The following is a 17,926-nucleotide window of genomic DNA, read 5'->3' on the forward strand; positions in this document are numbered from 1 at the left end:
GCGGCAATGATCCCAGGTGAATATCAGATCGCAAAAGGCACTATCGCGCTCAATCAGGGACGGGAGACCTGCACGATCGTGGTGGAAAATCATGGCGACAGACCCATCCAGGTGGGATCGCACTATCACTTTTACGAGGTGAACCCGGCGCTACATTTTGACAGGCTGGCCGCACGTGGCTTTCGTCTGAACATTGCGGCGGGCACAGCGGTACGTTTTGAGCCGGGGCAAAAACGCGAAGTCGAACTGGTGCATGTAGCCGGCGCACAAAGGATCGTGGGCTTTCGCAGCGAAGTGATGGGCGCGCTGGAGGCAGATAATGAGTGAAATTTCCCGGCAAGCGTATGCCGACATGTTTGGCCCAACCACCGGCGATAAAGTGCGCCTGGCGGATACCGACCTGTGGATCGAGGTGGAAAAAGACTTCACCACTTACGGCGAAGAGGTCAAATTTGGCGGCGGAAAAGTGATCCGCGACGGCATGGGCCAGGGCCAAATGCGCGCGCAAGCGTGTGTGGATCTGGTGATTACCAACGCACTAATCGTCGATCACTGGGGGATCGTGAAAGCGGATATCGGTATCAAAGCAGGCAGGATCTTCGCCATCGGCAAAGCGGGTAATCCCGATATTCAGCCCAACGTCATGATCCCGATAGGCGTGGGAACTGAAGTCATCGCCGGGGAAGGCAAGATCGTCACTGCGGGCGGCGTAGATACGCATATTCACTGGATCTGCCCACAGCAGGCCCAGGAGGCGCTGGTTTCCGGCGTGACGACGATGATCGGCGGCGGCACCGGTCCGGCGGCAGGAACTCACGCCACCACCTGCACGCCGGGCCCGTGGTACATCGCGCGTATGCTGCAGGCGGCAGACGCATTGCCGGTTAACATCGGTTTGCTGGGCAAAGGCAACGGCTCAAATCCTGACGCCCTGCGCGAGCAAATCAGCGCGGGGGCAATTGGCCTGAAAATCCATGAAGACTGGGGCGCCACGCCTGCCGCTATCGACTGCGCGCTAACCGTGGCCGACGAAATGGACATCCAGGTAGCGCTGCACAGCGACACGCTCAATGAGTCCGGTTTCGTTGAAGATACGCTGACGGCGATTGGCGATCGCACCATTCATACCTTCCACACCGAAGGCGCGGGCGGCGGCCATGCGCCGGATATCATCACCGCCTGCGCACATCCGAATATTCTGCCCTCCTCCACTAACCCGACGCTGCCCTATACCGTCAACACCATCGACGAGCATCTCGACATGCTGATGGTTTGCCACCACCTCGACCCGGATATTGCCGAAGACGTAGCCTTTGCCGAATCACGCATTCGCCGGGAAACGATCGCTGCCGAAGATGTTCTGCATGACATTGGCGCGTTTTCCCTGACTTCGTCCGATTCACAGGCGATGGGGCGCGTGGGCGAAGTGATCCTGCGCACCTGGCAGGTGGCACATCGCATGAAAGTTCAGCGTGGTCCGTTGGCAGAAGAAACCGGCGACAACGACAATCAGCGCGTTAAACGCTACGTTGCTAAATACACCATCAACCCGGCGTTAACCCATGGTATCGCCCATGAAGTCGGCTCCGTTGAGCCTGGCAAACTGGCCGATCTGGTGCTGTGGTCGCCCGCCTTTTTTGGCGTAAAACCGGCGACGATCGTCAAGGGCGGGATGATCGCCTGCGCGCCGATGGGCGACATCAACGCCTCGATCCCCACCCCGCAGCCGGTGCATTACCGCATGATGTTCGGCGCACTTGGCGCAGCGCGGCATCACACCCGGCTGACCTTTATTTCGCAAGCCGCTGACGCGCAAAACATCCCGCAGCAGCTCGGTTTGCGAAGCACTATCGCCGTCGTCAAAGGCTGCCGGACGGTGAAAAAGGCCGACATGATCCACAACGGCCTGCAACCCAATATCACCGTCGATGCTCAGACCTACGAGGTGCGTATTGATGGCGAACTTATCACCAGCGAACCGGCAGACGTTTTGCCGATGGCGCAACGCTATTTTCTGTTTTGAGGAGTGACGATGATCTACCTGACCCAACGCCTTGACCACGCCCACCGCGCCACCGCAAGCGTCACGCTACCCATTGATGTTCGGGTTAAAAGTCGCGCCAGAGTGGCGCTGAACGACGGTCGCGAAGCCGGGCTAATGCTACCGCGTGGTTTGCTGCTGCGCGGCGGCGATCTGCTAAGTACCGAAGATGGCAGCGAAGTGATCGAAGTGATCGCCGCGCCGGAGTCGGTTTCCGTGGTGAGCTGCGCCGATCCTTTTCTGCTCGCCAAAGCCTGTTATCACCTCGGCAATCGTCACGTTCCACTGCAAATTCTCCCCGACCAACTACGCTACCATCACGATCATGTGCTGGACGACATGCTGCGCCAGTTCAATCTTGAGGTGACGTTCGCCCAGTTGCCGTTTGAACCTGAAGCAGGCGCTTATGCCAGCGAATCACATGGGCATCATCATGGCCATGCGCACTGATGCATAACACCCAACAGCTACGTCTGATGCAACTCGCCAGCAGCGCTCTCCCGGTGGGTTCGTTTACCTGGTCCCAGGGCCTGGAATGGGCGGTGGAAATCGGCTGGGTGAAAAGCGTCGATGACTTCTCTGCCTGGCAAATCCAGCAGATGGAGCAGAACTTTTTTACCGTCGACCTGCCGCTGCTGGCAAGACTGTATCGCGCCTGCGAGCAGGACGATCTCGCCGCCGCACGCCGCTGGAGCGCTTACCTGTTGGCCTGTCGCGAAACCCGCGAATTACGAGATGAAGAACGCAGTCGGGGCGCGGCGTTTACACGGCTGGTCACCGACTGGGAAGCGGACTGCTCGCGGGAGTGGCGCGCGCTCTTTATCGACAGCCAACTCTGCGGCATGGCCTGGCTGGGCGTGCGCTGGAAAATCCCCCTGACGCAGCTGGCGTTAAGCCTCGGCTACAGCTGGATTGAGAGCGCAGTCATGGCCGGCGTCAAACTTGTTCCCTTTGGACAACAGGCGGCCCAGCGTTTGATTATTGCGCTCTGCGATCGCTATGCGCAGGGTCTGGCACAGGCGCTGGCGTGTCCTGACGCCAGCCTCGGCTCCGCAACGCCGCTGGCCGCTATCGCGTCTGCCCGGCATGAAACCCAATATTCCCGATTATTCCGCTCCTGAGGAGAAAAAATGAGTAATAACAAGCATCCCCTGCGTGTGGGCGTTGGCGGCCCGGTTGGCTCGGGCAAAACGGCGCTGCTGGAAGCGTTATGCAAAGCCATGCGCAAGAGCTATCAGTTGGCGGTGGTGACCAACGATATCTACACCAAAGAAGATCAGCGCATTCTCACCGAGGCAGGCGCACTGGAACCGGACAGGATCGTCGGCGTGGAAACCGGCGGCTGTCCGCATACCGCCATCCGTGAAGATGCATCGATGAATCTGGCTGCCGTAGAAGCGCTGAGTGAGAAATTCGGCAATCTGGATCTGATTTTTGTGGAAAGCGGCGGCGATAATCTGAGCGCCACCTTCAGCCCGGAACTCGCGGATCTGACGATCTATGTGATCGACGTTGCTGAAGGCGAGAAGATCCCGCGTAAAGGCGGGCCGGGGATCACCAAATCCGATTTTCTGGTGATCAATAAAACCGATTTGGCCCCTTATGTGGGCGCCTCGCTGGAGGTGATGGAGCGCGATACCTTACGCATGCGCGGCGAGCGTCCATGGACGTTTAGTAATTTAAAGTCCGGAGATGGTCTGGAAAAAATTATCGCGTTTCTGGAAGAGAAAGGAATGCTGCGGATGTAGCGTATTGCCCGGTGGCGCTACGCATACCGGGCCTACGATATTGTGAGCTTATGCTGCCGGTAATTCCGCCAGCGGCCAGCGTGGACGCACGGTCACACCAAGATCCGCCGTTGCACCCGCTTTAAAACGCACCATGCCCGCGTAGGCGATCATCGCCCCGTTGTCGGTGCAAAATTCCGGACGCGCATAAAACACTTCGCCACGACGTTTTTGCATCATCTCTGCCAGTTTTGCGCGCAGCGTACGGTTCGCGCTCACGCCCCCCGCCATCACCAGACGTTTAAAACCGGTTTGATCCAGCGCGCGTTTGCACTTGATCATCAACGTATCAACCACCGCATCTTCAAACGCACGGGCGATATCTGCGCGGGTCTGATCGTCATTTTCGTTATTACGAATGGTATTCGCAGCGAAGGTTTTCAGACCGGAGAAGCTGAAATCCAGCCCCGGACGGTCGGTCATTGGACGCGGGAAAACAAAACGTTTTTCAACGCCTTGCGAAGCCAGCTTTGACAGCATTGGGCCGCCAGGATAATCCAGCCCCAACAGCTTGGCTGTTTTGTCGAACGCTTCGCCTGCGGCATCATCAATCGATTCGCCGAGTAATTCATACTGACCGATACCGGTGACGCTGATCAACTGCGTGTGACCGCCGGAAACCAGCAGCGCGACAAACGGGAAAGCAGGAGGATTATCTTCCAGCATCGGCGCCAGCAGATGCCCTTCCATATGGTGCACAGGAATTGCCGGTACGCCCCAGGCGAACGCCAGCGAACGTCCTACGGTTGCGCCAACCAGCAGCGCGCCAACCAAACCAGGACCTGCGGTATACGCTACCGCATCAATCTCTTTTGCCGTCAGCCCCGCTTCTTTCAGCGCGGCCTGGATCAGCGGTACGGTTTTACGTACGTGATCGCGCGAGGCCAGTTCTGGCACTACGCCGCCGTAGTCAGCGTGTAATTTCACCTGACTATACAATTGGTTGGCTAAAAGACCTTTTTCATCGTCGTAAATGGCGATGCCGGTTTCATCGCAGGACGTTTCAATACCCAGTACACGCATGACTTGTTTTACCTCGCTTTATTACCGCGCAGTGTAGGACCAATGCGGGTTGATGTAAAACTTTGTTCGCCCCAGGAGTTTCGCTCGTGTATACTCCTTGTCCTTATAAAAGTCCCTTTCAAAATCGCGTCGGTGCTTTACAAAGCAGCAGCAATTGCAGTAAAATTCCGCACCATTTTGAAATAAGCTGGCGTTGATGCCAGCGGCAAACCGAATTTATTAAAGGTGAGAGTTACATGCCGGTAATTAAAGTACGTGAAAACGAGCCGTTCGACGTAGCACTGCGTCGCTTCAAGCGTTCATGCGAAAAAGCAGGTGTTCTGGCGGAAGTTCGTCGTCGTGAGTTCTATGAAAAACCGACTACCGAACGTAAGCGCGCTAAAGCTTCTGCTGTGAAACGTCACGCGAAGAAACTGGCTCGCGAAAACGCACGCCGTACTCGTCTGTACTAATCCATTGAGAGCTAAAGCTCTCAATTCAGACTGAGTTGTAGTTGTAAGGCCGTGCTTCCGGAAGGAATGCGCGGCTTATTTTCGTTTATACACGTCATCATTCAAGCTGCCTCTGCGTTGGCTGCAGTCGTTCACCCCAGTCACGTACTTATGTACGCTCCTGAGGATTCGCTCCATTGCCGCCTTGATGCATCCTGAATGATTTTGTGTATATGAGTCATCAAAAAACAGGGGCTTATGGCTGGACGAATTCCTCGCGTTTTTATTAATGACCTGCTGGCAAGAACCGACATCGTCGATCTCATCGACGCGCGGGTAAAGCTGAAAAAGCAGGGCAAAAATTATCACGCGTGCTGTCCGTTCCATAACGAAAAAACCCCCTCTTTCACCGTAAACGGTGAAAAACAGTTTTATCACTGCTTTGGGTGTGGCGCGCATGGCAACGCCGTCGACTTTCTCATGAACTACGACAAGCTCGAGTTTGTGGAAACCGTCGAAGAATTGGCCGCAATGCACAACCTTGAAGTGCCCTATGAAGCAGGCAGTGGCCCCAGTCAGATAGAGCGCCATCAACGGCAAAGCCTTTATCAATTGATGGACGGCCTGAACACTTTTTATCAACAGTCTTTGATGCAACCCGCCGCTACCCCCGCGCGCCAGTACCTGGAAAAGCGAGGATTAAGTAGCGACGTTATCACCCGTTTTGCTATTGGTTTTGCGCCCCCCGGCTGGGACAACGTCCTGAAACGGTTTGGCGGCAATGCTGAGAATCGCAAATCGCTGGTCGATGCGGGGATGTTGGTCACCAACGATCAAGGACGCAGTTACGATCGCTTCCGCGAACGGGTGATGTTCCCCATCCGCGACAAACGCGGTCGGGTCATTGGTTTTGGTGGACGCGTGCTGGGCGATGCCCTGCCGAAGTATCTCAACTCCCCGGAAACCGATATTTTCCATAAAGGTCGCCAGCTATATGGCCTTTATGAAGCCCAGCAGGATAACGCCGATCCGCAGCGCCTGTTAGTGGTAGAAGGCTATATGGATGTGGTGGCGCTGGCGCAATACGGCATTAACTACGCCGTGGCATCCCTTGGGACGTCAACCACCGCAGATCACATCCAGCTGTTGTTCCGCGCGACGAACAACGTAATTTGCTGTTACGACGGCGACCGTGCCGGACGCGATGCAGCATGGCGCGCGCTGGAAACCGCACTGCCCTATATGACAGACGGACGCCAGCTACGCTTTATGTTTTTACCTGACGGCGAAGACCCCGATACGCTGGTGCGTAAAGAAGGGAAAGAGGCCTTTGAAGCCCGGATGGAGCAGGCGCTGCCGCTCTCCGCGTTTTTATTTAACAGCCTGTTGCCGCAGGTAGATTTGAGTACCCCGGACGGACGCGCACAGCTCAGCACGCTGGCATTACCGCTGATTACTCAGGTACCAGGCGAAACGTTGCGCATTTATCTGCGACAGGAGTTGGGAAACAAGCTCGGCATTCTGGATGACAGCCAGCTTGAACGTTTAATGCCAAAACTGGCAGAAAATGGAGCTTCCCGTCCTGTTCCACAGCTAAAACGTACGACCATGCGTATACTTATAGGGTTGCTGGTGCAGAATCCGGGCCTCGCCCCGCTGGTTCCACCGTTAGGCGCACTGGATAGCAATAAGCTGCCTGGTCTTGGCTTATTCAGAGAACTGGTCAACACTTGTCTGGCTCAGCCAGGTCTGACCACCGGGCAACTTTTAGAACACTATCGTGGCACAAATGATGCTGCGACCCTTGAAAAACTGTCGATGTGGGACGATATAGCAGATAAAGATATCGCAGAAAAAACCTTCACCGACTCACTCAACCATATGTTTGATTCGATGCTTGAACTGCGCCAGGAAGAGTTGATAGCTCGTGAGCGCACACACGGTTTAAGCAGCGAAGAACGCCGGGAACTCTGGACGCTGAACCAGGAACTGGCCAAGAAATAAGCGAAAGATAAAACAAAGACAAAATCATTCGCGTTGTATCAAGGCAGCAAGTGAACGAACGCCTGGAAGTGTACATAAGTACATGACCAGGATGACAAATCCGCCGGGAGCGGATTTGAACGCTGCTTGCGGCGGCCCCGTAAGGGGCGAGGCTCAGGATGAGCCGAGTAACGAACGCAGCTAACGCAGAGACAACGTGAAGGATGAAGTATTTAACGGCTTAACTGCCGAATATCGATCGGGAAGCCCCCGACAGCCGCACGGAGAGGCAGCGGCAAAATATAAGTATGCCCTCGTTTTGCCGTTGGCGGTTTTACCGCCCAACACCAATCAAACGAATTAAGTGTGGATACCGTCTTATGGAGCAAAACCCGCAGTCACAGCTGAAGCTTCTTGTCCAACGTGGTAAGGAGCAAGGCTATCTGACCTATGCCGAGGTCAATGACCATCTGCCGGAAGATATCGTCGATTCAGATCAAATCGAAGACATCATCCAAATGATCAATGACATGGGTATTCAGGTGATGGAAGAAGCACCTGATGCCGATGATCTGCTGCTTGCTGAAACCTCCAACAGCACCGATGAAGACGCGGAAGAAGCGGCTGCCCAGGTTCTGTCCAGCGTTGAGTCCGAAATCGGTCGTACAACTGACCCGGTTCGCATGTACATGCGTGAAATGGGTACCGTTGAACTGTTAACCCGTGAAGGCGAAATCGACATCGCTAAACGCATCGAAGACGGGATTAACCAGGTTCAATGCTCCGTTGCCGAATACCCGGAAGCCATCACCTACCTGCTTGAGCAATACGATCGCGTAGAAGCTGAAGAAGCGCGTCTTTCCGATCTGATCACCGGCTTTGTCGATCCGAACGCGGAAGAGGACATGGCGCCAACGGCGACGCACGTCGGTTCTGAACTCTCTCAGGAAGAGTTGGATGACGATGAAGACGAAGATGAAGAAGAAGACGACGACAGCAGCGATGACGACAACAGCATCGATCCTGAATTAGCGCGTGAAAAATTTGGTGAACTGCGTACTCAGTACGAAATCACTCGCGACACCATCAAAGCGAAAGGCCGCAGTCATGCTGCCGCGCAGGAAGAAATTCAGAAGCTGTCTGAAGTGTTCAAACAGTTCCGCCTGGTGCCGAAGCAGTTCGACTACCTGGTAAACAGCATGCGCGTCATGATGGACCGCGTGCGTACTCAGGAACGTCTGATCATGAAGCTCTGCGTTGAGCAGTGCAAAATGCCGAAGAAAAACTTCATCACTCTGTTCACTGGCAATGAAACCAGCGAAACCTGGTTCAACGCGGCAATCGCGATGAACAAACCGTGGTCTGAAAAACTGCACGATGTAGCAGATGACGTTCACCGCGGCCTGCAGAAACTGCAGCAGATTGAAGAAGAAACCGGCCTGACCATCGAGCAGGTTAAAGATATCAACCGTCGCATGTCCATCGGTGAGGCGAAAGCCCGTCGTGCGAAAAAAGAGATGGTTGAAGCGAACTTACGTCTGGTTATCTCTATCGCCAAAAAGTACACCAACCGTGGTCTGCAGTTCCTGGATCTGATTCAGGAAGGTAACATCGGTCTGATGAAAGCGGTTGATAAGTTTGAATACCGTCGTGGTTACAAGTTCTCCACCTATGCAACCTGGTGGATCCGTCAGGCGATCACTCGTTCGATCGCGGATCAGGCGCGTACCATCCGTATCCCGGTACATATGATTGAGACCATCAACAAGCTCAACCGTATCTCCCGTCAGATGCTGCAAGAGATGGGCCGTGAGCCGACGCCGGAAGAACTGGCTGAACGCATGCTAATGCCGGAAGACAAGATCCGTAAAGTGCTGAAGATCGCTAAAGAGCCTATCTCCATGGAAACGCCGATAGGCGACGATGAAGATTCGCATCTGGGTGATTTCATCGAGGATACCACCCTCGAGCTGCCGCTGGACTCTGCGACCACCGAGAGCCTGCGTGCCGCAACGCACGACGTGCTGGCTGGCCTGACCGCCCGTGAAGCGAAAGTTCTGCGTATGCGTTTCGGTATCGATATGAATACCGACCACACGCTGGAAGAAGTGGGTAAACAGTTCGACGTTACCCGTGAACGTATCCGTCAGATCGAAGCAAAGGCGCTGCGTAAACTGCGTCACCCGAGCCGCTCTGAAGTACTGCGTAGCTTCCTCGACGATTAATCTCGCCGCATAAGCATAAACGCCACCGCAAGGTGGCGTTTTTCTTTATAGTCCTCGCCTGAGCAAGGCGTCATTCACTTCCCGATACGCCTCCACCAGTTTATCCAGCGTGATCCGGCTTAACCCGCTGGGATTCGGCAATACCCATATTTGCGTCGCGCCAATGGTCAACGTCTGTTTCCCCCACTGCGCCCCACGCTGGCTAAGACCCTGCTCAAATGCCTGCTTGCCAAGGATAGCGAGCGCCGCAGGCTGATACTCCTCAATTTTCTCAATGAGCAGACGACCGCCGCTACGCATCTCCTGCAGCTTCACCTCATTGGCTTGCACCGTTGGTCTGTCGACAAATTTAGTCACGCCGCAGCGGAAGTCCAGCAGGTGCTGTGCCTCTTCAGGTTTTAGCTGACGATCGGTAAATCCCGCCTGATGGATGACCTTCCAGAAGCGATTAGCGGGGTGTGCAAAGGGGAATCCTGTACCTGCGGAAGACAGCCCTGGGTTAATGCCGCAAAACACCACCCGTAGCCCCGGCGCCAGTATGTCCTTAACCATAATTACTCCGAACAATACATCAAGGGAACAAGTATAACGGACTGAAAATACATTGTTTATAAAAACAGCATCCGTACGCTTATGTCTGGATTGCAACGCAGAGTTACTTTATAATCCACCGCCACGGCCCCTTAGCTCAGTGGTTAGAGCAGGCGACTCATAATCGCTTGGTCGCTGGTTCAAGTCCAGCAGGGGCCACCAAATTTTAGCTTTAAAATCATATAATTAAGCCACTCTAGCGAGTGGCTTTTTTATTTAATAGAACCTAATTGGCAGCAAAATGGCAGCAGAATTTTTACTGCCTCCAATAAAAAACCCGCCGAGGCGGGTTTCTTGTTAGAAATTCATGTGGCCTTGACCACTGTTTAATGGGTGTGGCGGAGCGTGATCGATTAGTCCAGGGGTGACAATAAAGCGCACCACCGTTTCATGTGTGACAAAGGTGGTGCCACAATTAATATTCTGGCACTGGCAGTAACGCTCCTTAGTGTTATCAGATACCCGAAAGCTGCTACGAGTATGCGCCGCATGCCCACATTTTGGACAATTCATCATATCCGTTTCCCCCACCAATTCCTGCAATCACATAATGATACACTACACATCCATTTTGTGAACAAATTCATTCCATTTCTAAATCATCAATCTTTACTTCAAGCTCCATGCTGGTTGTAAATCCATTATCCGGGCTGACAGAATGCGTCAGGGTGGTAATGGTCCATTCTGCATCATCGATCGGCTGCTTAAACCCCGTCACCTTCACCGGCATTTCCGTATAGAGATCAGCCCGCCCCTCAGCGAGCTGCAGGGAAAATGAAGCAACCCCACGCTGCAGACGTTCCCACTGCATTTTTGCTGCGCGCTCTGCATTGCTCCGGTTGGCGTAGGTACGATTAAGAACCAGCACGTTTTCATCCGTTCCCACCAGATAATCGCCCTGTTTTGCTTCCGGCTCTTTGGGTGTGGTGGTTTTCTTTCGACGACGCTTAACACTGGTTATCTCTTTTTTCCTGGGTTCACGCGTATGCAACCAGCTGGCAATAACACCGGTATAGGCACCACGATCAGCAAGGGTGAACCGATGACCGTCACCGGATTTGCGCGTGATGGTGATAACCGGCAGCGGCTTGCCGCTCGCCGTTCTTCCCTGTCCCTGCCGGATAAACAGCAGATTCCCGTCCTTAACGGAAGCAATCGCCCCATACTGTCTCGCCAGTTTCATCAGAAAACTTGCATCGCTTTCATTGGTCTGGTCCAGATGATCCAGCGCCTTATCCGTCAGGTCTTTGCCCAGCGCCATTTTGAGGTTATGCCGGGCGGCTATTTCCTTTACCACCTCCCCCACCGTTGTCTGATGCCATGATTTTTCGCGCCGTGTATTGAGGGTTTCACGGAAATCTGCGCTACGCGCCCTGATGGTCAGCCGGTCAGGGGCGCCGCTGTGTTCAATTTCATCCACGGTAAAAGCCCCTTTAGGGAAAAGCGGCTGGCCTTTCCAGCCCAGCGCCAGCTGAATCACTGCCCCACGTCGCGGCAGGGAGATCAGCCCGTCGGCGTCGTCCAGCTCCAGATCAAGCTGGTCCGCTTCAAAGCCCCGGTTATCCGTCAGCGTCAGACTCATCAGGCGGGTATCCAGCACGGTCGTCACGTCCTTACCTTCAATGACGATACTGAATGCCGGGCTTTTGCTGTTCAGATTCAGGAGATCAGAATTAACGTTCACTGCAGCAATCCTCCTATCGTGTTCTTAATCCCCCCAATCGCAGAGGCAGCAGAGTCCTGCAGGTTGCTGAGCTGGTCACTCAGGCTCCCGAACATGTCAGACAGCGATTCATCAACCCGTTTGAGGGTGATCGTAAACTCAATGCGCCTGGGTATTCCGCTTTCAAAAAATTCCGTTTTTGTCTGACTCAGGCTCTCGATTACAAACATGCCGTAAATGGTCCCGCTTCCCTCAATCAGGGGCCATGCTTTGCCCAGCTCTGCCATTTGCTCCAGCGCGAGCAATGACAGCCTGCCCCCGGTGACCTCCGGCAGCAGTACGCCAGATAACGTCAGCGAGTCATTATCCGGGCCAATAAACTGCGTTGATGGTCGTCGGTTCACCCGACTGTTGGCGGCGTGTCGCCAGCTTCGCTGATACTGCAGCTCCTGATATGGCACTGTACGCAGCATAAAGACATATAACCCCAGCGCCATCATCATGATTCATATCCCCCTTGATCACTGAAATTACTGCGCGCTTTAGCCCTGGTCTTGCGCTCGCGTTCGTCAAGCTGTCGGGCAACTTCACGGGCAATATCTTGCGCACTCTGCCCAGGCTGAGCATAGATAGTGATCGGCGCGTGAGTCTCAAAGTGCATCACTGGCGGCGCACTGGCAGATTTCGCAGGCTGGCTTTGTTTATATGCCACAGTAGGCAGACTGTAAGGATGTAGTGGAGCAGCCTCTGCAGGCGCTGCCGCTACGCCCATGACACCTGCAACGACGGAAGCCAGCGCGGCAGTGCGCCGCCTGCTGGTCACATTTGCGGGGCCGTTCACAATTTCAGGGCCGTTCTCCCCAACAATACCAAACTGACCACGCGGAATAATCCCACCACTGTCATACATCCCGGCAAACGGAACGGCTGCAGCTGCAGCTGCAGCTCCACCAACCACCTGCACCTGTGCTTTACCTTGTGTTTTATTATTTCCGGTCATCCAGTCAGGCAGATAATCGGTGACTGAGGAAAGCTTGCTTTTGAGTGTCTCCCATTTGGCATTAACTCCATCGAGAATGCTGTCAATAATGGCGCTGCCCATGTCCTGAAACTTCGCAGGAAGCGCGGCAACATCAGCCAGGATCGAATTCCATTTATCACTAATAGATTGTCTGATATTGGCCCACGCGTCAGAAACGCCAGATTTTATTGCATCCCAATTTTTAGCTATTAATCCCGGCAAGGTATAATTAAATAACAGTGACTTAATCCCCTCCCATGCGGCACTGGCCTTTTCTTTAATCCAATCCCATGCCGTACCTGTGGCATTACATACGGCATCCCACATGGCCTTGAACTTTGGCCCAAGAGTGTCCCAATTCTGCCAGATATAAATAGCACCAGCGGCGATCAGCCCTATGACAGCCAGTATAGGGTTTGCAAACATCAATCGGCCCAGCCATATAACTGACTTGCCAACAGAACTTATTGCTTTCCCAATAAGACCAAATGCAGATGAAAATTTTAGCCCCATCACCCCTGCGCTCATTCGCACTACTGCCATTGGCCCTAACACAGACGCCAGCGCCAGTGAAACAACCCCAGCGGCGGTGGCAACAATGGCAAAGCCTGCTGCCAGCTTAAACAGCGCAGAGGTCAATTGAGGGTGTCGTTTAACAAAACCATCCAGACGCGAAGCCAGTTCACCCAACCAGTCAGCCAGCTTCTTTAATGCAGGGGCAACTGTTTCACCGATACTAGCCATAGCATTGGTAAAGGAACCTGTAGCGGCTTCCCATTTATTACCAAGAGTATTCAAGGAGGCATCAACACGCTCGCGCAGAGAAGCCTGATTTTGTAGCTTTGAAGCCGTTTCACGATACCCTGAGATGCCTTTGGTAATCATAATATTTAGCACCTGCAGCGTTTCCGCATCATCCCCAAAAATACCTTTTAACGTAGCTAACCTTTTCTCAGTATTAAGCTTTTGGAGTTGAGCTAATTGCGTGTACATTTTCTCCAGCCCGCCAAACTCCCCCTTTCCATCAGTAAAATCGAACCTAACGCCAGTGCCTTTTAGTTCATCATTAGCATCCTTCACTTTTTCCGTATTCATGACGGACTGAAATACTTTTCGGTAGGCATTACCAGCTGACTCTCCAGCCATACCAGCCTGATCAGCCATAACTAATAGAGGAGCAAATGTCTTAGCCGCGTCCAATCCCTTTTTATGAATAATATCCATCGCGCTGCTGATTTTTGAGAACCCCTGCAGCATATTTCCTGAATCTACCCCCGCGTAGAATCCTTTCTGGATCACGTCCATCAGATTCATCATGTCTTTTTCGGAGGTCTGAGTAGCATCTTGTAACTTAGCCGCAAACTCAGCTGCTGCAGTGGGAGCCATCTGTAACTGCACGCCAAGATAAGCTGCTGACTCTCCCAAGCCGCCCAGGATGACCTGCGCCGACATACCCTGACGGCGTAGCATAGTCATCATGTTCTGAAAGTCGGCTGTTGTTCCCGGCAGCTTATCGCCCAAAGCAACTGCAAGCCGGTTAATTTTTTCAAATTCAGGCGCTACCTTTCCGCCCGGTCCCATCATTGAACCGGCGAGCTGATTCGCTGCATTTTCTGATTCTGAATAGGCTTTTACTGGAGCCAACAACGTCATACCAGTAGTTACCCCAGCCGCCATCGCCCCTGCACCATTACCTGCCAGAGAGTTCCTTAACTCGCGGGTCTTTTCAGCCTTGGCTTTGATAGCGTTGAGCTTTCGCTGACGCTCGCCAACTTCACGCAGCCTGCGCTCCTGCTCAGCCAACTGTCGGTTATACCGTTCAGTTTCTCGTGCAATCCGTGCCGTCTCGCGCGCTCCGCCCCCAGCAGATAACCCCAGCCGATAAAGCTCAGCCCTGGCTGCCGCCATCTGGCGAGTTTCCTGTTGCTGTTTTTGTTCAAGACGTGAAACAGCACGCCACTGAGCTTCCAGCGCCTGCGTTTGTTTTTTTGTCGGGGATTCCAAAGATGACATTTCGCGCGTCATCATTTGAGCGCGTAGCCTCGCCTGATCCAGTTCGGCACCAGTACGGCTAACACTTTTAGTTAGTTGATCGAAAGATTTAAGCTGACCTCCAGCATCACTCAGCTTTTTAATCTGATCGCGGGTTTGTCGAATAGCTGATGCCAGCTCCTTAGAGCCAGCCTGTGCATTTTTAAATGGGCGGGTTAACTTATCCACCGCCCCCAGAACTACCTGCAGTCGCAGGTTATTATCACTCATCGCTGGCCCCGCTTCTCTGAATTGCCTTATGCCGCCACTCCAGCACATCAGTCAGCGGCATAACGTCAGTGATGGACGGCGACCAGTGAAAGATGGTGGCAATATCTGCCACCAGATCATCAACCGTCAGGTTGTCGGCAAATCGACAAGCACCGACTTCGGCAACAAAAAAGTCACCACCTCTACAGCCATTGCTGTCAGATCGGCGGGGTCCAGCTCTGCCATTTCCTGCGCGGTCAGCGTCGGAGTGGAGATTCGCGGGATCACAGTCATCATCGCGCCCACGTCCATATCCATAATGGCCTGCAGACGGGTGCCGCGCAGTGTGCCGGACTGCGGCTTGCGCAGCACAATTTCGGTAATTTCAGTTTTACCGCGCATGATGGGGGTATCCAGTTTTACGGTCTTTTCAGTCAGCTTGTCGCTCATGTTCGTATCCTGTTAATGAAATACTGGCGCGGCTGCCCGCGCCGTTAAGGTTAATCAGAGGCCGAGGGCATTACGGTGTTCTTCCATCAGATCCACGCCGTCAACGATTTCAACCATGTTGACCAGATCGACCTCATAGAGCACCTCACCGTTAATGGTCAGCTTCGCGTAGCTGTTGGTACTGCTGACCTTGGTGGCGCTACTCTCGCCGGTTTTCCACTCGCCGGAATCCACTTCTTTATGACGCCCGCGCACAACCAGCTCAACGGCCTGCACTTCGCCAGTATCGTCACGCTGAATGGAACCGGTGAAACGCAGCTGGATGCCGTCAACGGTTGCCTTGCCCATCTGCTTGAATAACAGCAGTTCGGTGCCGCCGATTGAAAATTCCGTGTCCAGTGCGCCGTCATCCAGCCCCATGTCCACATCCACCGCGCCCGGCATACCGCCGCCGCGATACTTCTCAAACTTGCGGGTGAATTTCGGCAGGGTCAGAGACTCGACAATCCCCTGCCAGTTGTTCCCGTCGTTGAACAGGTTCAGGTGTTTTAACTTACGTGGTAAAGCCATGGTGTCCCCTTACGCGCTGACCTGGCTGGAGAAATCCAGCAGGTACTGATCGGTGATGCGCTGGCGCAGCATCAGGTTTTCAAGCGGCGGCACCGGCGTGTAGTCGTAGTCGATAGTGAGTTTCCCTGCTTTCAGGGAGTCTTTATCGTTCACCGACTCATCCAGCCAGCAGTCTGCACCGATGATGTAGCCCTGCGTTTTCAGGCTGCGCAGCTTAGCGCGGATACCTTCGATAATGTCACGGGCCAGCGATGGGTTGAGCACGCCATCCACCGCCCACATGTGCGCTTCAGCGATGGTGTCAGCCAGCACCTGCGCCGTGCGGGTGTAGTTCTCAAAGGCAAACAGCGGATCGTCACTGAGGCAGCGGGAACCCCAGAAGCGGAAGCCGTCTTTGCGGATAAGCGTGGTGACGTCATTCTGGTTGAGCAGTCCCGCATCGGTTGCCGGGTCCTGCAGATCCCAGAACACATCAGCGGAAATGCCGGTGACACCGTTCACGCCCACGTTGGACAGGGTCTTGTGCCAGCCGGTCTGCTCGTCAATTTTGGCTCGCAGGCCGAGCGCACGGGCGGAGGCGTAAGCTGTCGCGTCTGCATTCAGCACAGTGTCAAAGTTGATAAAGTCAGGCCAGATCAGCATCCCCTCGCGCTGGCTGAAATTGTCACGGTAGGCAATTGCTTCTTCTACCGTTTTGCAGCCGTAGGCGGACAGATAGGCAAACCCGCGCAGACTCTGCGCCACGCTCAGCAGCTCAGTGGCAACTGCCTGCGCGTCGTGTCCCGGCACACCGAGAATGCGCGGCTTGACACCGAGCTGCGACTGCGCCGATAGCAGCGCTTTCATGCCCGTTTTTTTACCGTCAGCAGTCACACCGCCGATAATGTTGGAGGTGGTTTCCGCTTCGGTTTCGCCCTGCGCCACGCGCACAACGACGGTCACGGGTTTAGCCTGGTCTGCAATCGCATCCAGCGAACGGGCCAGCGTACCGGACTCTCCCGCTTTGCCGCTGGCGGTCAGCACATCGGTCAGCAGAACCGGCTTGTTGAGGGGAAACATAGACGCATCAGCATCATCGCCGGTGCAGACCATGCCCACGATGGCGGTGCTCACCGTGGTAATGGATCGGGTGCCCTCGTTGATTTCAACAACGCGCACCCCGTGGTGGTAATCCTGAGCCATAGCGGCGAACCTCCTGATTGGAATAGGCTTCGCCCTATGTTGTATTGATTACGTCACGCAGACAGCTGCGCGGCGTTGTCCTGTTAATCACACAATGTCGCAGGATATTTGCGGTATAACGTCGAGATCCCCACATCAAAAATTAAAGCAACCCGCTGCCGTGTTTCACCTGCAGCAAGTAACCTGCCAGCCTGTGCCCATTGCTCTGGCGTCAGTTTTGGTCTTCGCCCTCCAATCCTGCCTTTAGCTCTTGCAGCTTCCAGTCCCGCACGGGTTCGTTCCACTATCAGCTCGCGTTCCATCTCCGCCAGTGCCCCCATAACGTGAAAGAAAAACCGCCCCATTGGCGTACTGGTGTCTATGCTGTCAGTCAGACTACGGAAATTAACTCCGCGCTGCCGGAGTTCTTCTATCAGGGTAACAAGGTGTCGCATGCTTCTTCCCAGCCTGTCGAGCTTCCATACAACCAGCGTGTCTCCCTCTGATAACGTCCTGAGCAACCTTTTTAGCCCTGGCCTGTCTGCTGTTTTTCCGCTCATTTTGTCTTCAAAAATTAGCTCACATCCTGAGCGTTCCAGTGCATCACGCTGCAGCGCTGTGTTTTGCTCACTTGTTGATACGCGCACATAGCCGACTAACATTTGTTTTCCCTTATGCAAAAGCCCAAATAATGCCAGCCAGACGGGAAAACAGCATTTTCTTAAACGTTGGTTTGGGA

The 17,926-nt window shown here is 54.1% G+C and carries 19 protein-coding genes and 1 tRNA gene; 9 read left to right on the plus strand and 11 right to left on the minus strand.

The genetic code is table 11. The features are described 5' to 3' along the window. Positions 1-6 precede the first annotated feature (6 nt). From OGV94_RS04940 to ureG, 5 genes are read left to right on the plus strand one after another with little or no spacing between them, the layout of a single operon-like run. The gene (locus OGV94_RS04940) at positions 7-327 is read left to right on the plus strand and encodes an urease subunit beta (RefSeq protein ID WP_043017661.1); all 321 of its coding nucleotides are present in this window, start codon (positions 7-9) and stop codon (positions 325-327) included. After that, the gene (gene ureC / locus OGV94_RS04945) at positions 320-2,023 is read left to right on the plus strand and encodes an urease subunit alpha (RefSeq protein WP_286522743.1); all 1,704 of its coding nucleotides are present in this window, start codon (positions 320-322) and stop codon (positions 2,021-2,023) included. The genes OGV94_RS04940 and ureC overlap by 8 nt, the downstream gene beginning before the upstream one ends. A gap of 9 nt (positions 2,024-2,032) precedes the next feature. Beyond that, positions 2,033-2,491, plus strand: a complete 459-nt coding sequence (ureE, locus tag OGV94_RS04950; RefSeq protein ID WP_047408519.1) for an urease accessory protein UreE — start codon at positions 2,033-2,035, stop codon at positions 2,489-2,491. Continuing rightward, positions 2,491-3,162: an urease accessory protein UreF gene (locus OGV94_RS04955; protein WP_043017664.1), complete on the plus strand. Its 672-nt coding sequence runs from the start codon at positions 2,491-2,493 to the stop codon at positions 3,160-3,162. Before ureE ends, OGV94_RS04955 begins: the two co-directional genes overlap by 1 nt. Positions 3,163-3,171: 9 nt before the next feature. After that, positions 3,172-3,789, plus strand: a complete 618-nt coding sequence (ureG, locus tag OGV94_RS04960; RefSeq protein ID WP_047408513.1) for an urease accessory protein UreG — start codon at positions 3,172-3,174, stop codon at positions 3,787-3,789. A gap of 48 nt (positions 3,790-3,837) precedes the next feature. Here ureG and tsaD read toward each other — a convergent pair whose 3' ends face one another. Continuing rightward, complete coding sequence (gene tsaD / locus OGV94_RS04965) at positions 3,838-4,851, minus strand: tRNA (adenosine(37)-N6)-threonylcarbamoyltransferase complex transferase subunit TsaD (RefSeq protein WP_003024694.1); 1,014 nt, start codon at positions 4,849-4,851, stop codon at positions 3,838-3,840. Between the two features lie 236 nt (positions 4,852-5,087). On the opposite strand from tsaD, the gene rpsU reads away from it, so the two are divergent. From rpsU to rpoD, 3 genes are all read left to right on the plus strand, one after another. Next, positions 5,088-5,303, plus strand: a complete 216-nt coding sequence (gene rpsU, locus OGV94_RS04970; RefSeq protein ID WP_001144069.1) for a 30S ribosomal protein S21 — start codon at positions 5,088-5,090, stop codon at positions 5,301-5,303. A gap of 237 nt (positions 5,304-5,540) precedes the next feature. Next, positions 5,541-7,286: a DNA primase gene (dnaG, locus tag OGV94_RS04975; protein WP_003828467.1), complete on the plus strand. Its 1,746-nt coding sequence runs from the start codon at positions 5,541-5,543 to the stop codon at positions 7,284-7,286. 359 nt (positions 7,287-7,645) lie between these two features. After that, positions 7,646-9,490: an RNA polymerase sigma factor RpoD gene (rpoD, locus tag OGV94_RS04980; protein WP_043017666.1), complete on the plus strand. Its 1,845-nt coding sequence runs from the start codon at positions 7,646-7,648 to the stop codon at positions 9,488-9,490. Positions 9,491-9,535: 45 nt separating this feature from the next. Here rpoD and mug read toward each other — a convergent pair whose 3' ends face one another. Continuing rightward, on the minus strand, positions 9,536-10,042 hold the full coding sequence (gene mug / locus OGV94_RS04985; protein WP_047408510.1) for a G/U mismatch-specific DNA glycosylase: 507 nt from the start codon (positions 10,040-10,042) through the stop codon (positions 9,536-9,538). Positions 10,043-10,167: 125 nt separating this feature from the next. Between mug and OGV94_RS04990 the strand changes: the two genes are divergently transcribed. After that, positions 10,168-10,243, plus strand: a tRNA-Ile gene (locus tag OGV94_RS04990). Positions 10,244-10,378: 135 nt separating this feature from the next. Here the strand turns inward: OGV94_RS04990 and OGV94_RS04995 are convergent. The 9 genes from OGV94_RS04995 to OGV94_RS05035 all read right to left on the minus strand — a co-directional run bounded on the left by OGV94_RS04995 (position 10,379) and on the right by OGV94_RS05035 (position 17,849). Then, entirely contained in the window at positions 10,379-10,597 is a 219-nt protein-coding gene (locus OGV94_RS04995) for an ogr/Delta-like zinc finger family protein (RefSeq protein WP_058215518.1), read from the minus strand. Between the two features lie 67 nt (positions 10,598-10,664). Next, positions 10,665-11,765 carry a phage late control D family protein gene (locus OGV94_RS05000; RefSeq protein ID WP_286522745.1) on the minus strand — a complete coding sequence of 367 codons (1,101 nt, stop codon included), beginning with the start codon at positions 11,763-11,765 and terminating at the stop codon, positions 10,665-10,667. Then, positions 11,762-12,247 (minus strand): phage tail protein, encoded by a 486-nt coding sequence (locus OGV94_RS05005; protein ID WP_286522747.1) that lies wholly within the window; start codon positions 12,245-12,247, stop codon positions 11,762-11,764. Before OGV94_RS05005 ends, OGV94_RS05000 begins: the two co-directional genes overlap by 4 nt. After that, positions 12,244-15,027, minus strand: coding sequence for a phage tail tape measure protein (locus OGV94_RS05010; protein ID WP_286522749.1), 2,784 nt, complete (start codon positions 15,025-15,027; stop codon positions 12,244-12,246). The genes OGV94_RS05005 and OGV94_RS05010 overlap by 4 nt, the downstream gene beginning before the upstream one ends. After that, a complete protein-coding gene (locus OGV94_RS05015; protein WP_000763315.1) occupies positions 15,020-15,139 on the minus strand; it encodes a GpE family phage tail protein in 120 nt (39 codons plus the stop codon). The genes OGV94_RS05010 and OGV94_RS05015 overlap by 8 nt, the downstream gene beginning before the upstream one ends. Before the next feature lie 14 nt (positions 15,140-15,153). Further along, entirely contained in the window at positions 15,154-15,456 is a 303-nt protein-coding gene (locus OGV94_RS05020) for a phage tail assembly protein (RefSeq protein ID WP_286522751.1), read from the minus strand. A 54-nt stretch (positions 15,457-15,510) separates the two neighbouring features. Then, positions 15,511-16,026: a phage major tail tube protein gene (locus OGV94_RS05025; RefSeq protein ID WP_032266119.1), complete on the minus strand. Its 516-nt coding sequence runs from the start codon at positions 16,024-16,026 to the stop codon at positions 15,511-15,513. A gap of 9 nt (positions 16,027-16,035) precedes the next feature. After that, positions 16,036-17,208 carry a phage tail sheath protein gene (locus OGV94_RS05030; protein ID WP_286522754.1) on the minus strand — a complete coding sequence of 391 codons (1,173 nt, stop codon included), beginning with the start codon at positions 17,206-17,208 and terminating at the stop codon, positions 16,036-16,038. An 83-nt stretch (positions 17,209-17,291) separates the two neighbouring features. After that, on the minus strand, positions 17,292-17,849 hold the full coding sequence (locus tag OGV94_RS05035; RefSeq protein WP_048233364.1) for a recombinase family protein: 558 nt from the start codon (positions 17,847-17,849) through the stop codon (positions 17,292-17,294). Between the last annotated feature and the right edge of the window lie 77 nt (positions 17,850-17,926).

Source organism: Citrobacter sp. Ce006, from assembly GCF_030336535.1.
Lineage (GTDB): Bacteria > Pseudomonadota > Gammaproteobacteria > Enterobacterales > Enterobacteriaceae > Citrobacter > Citrobacter europaeus.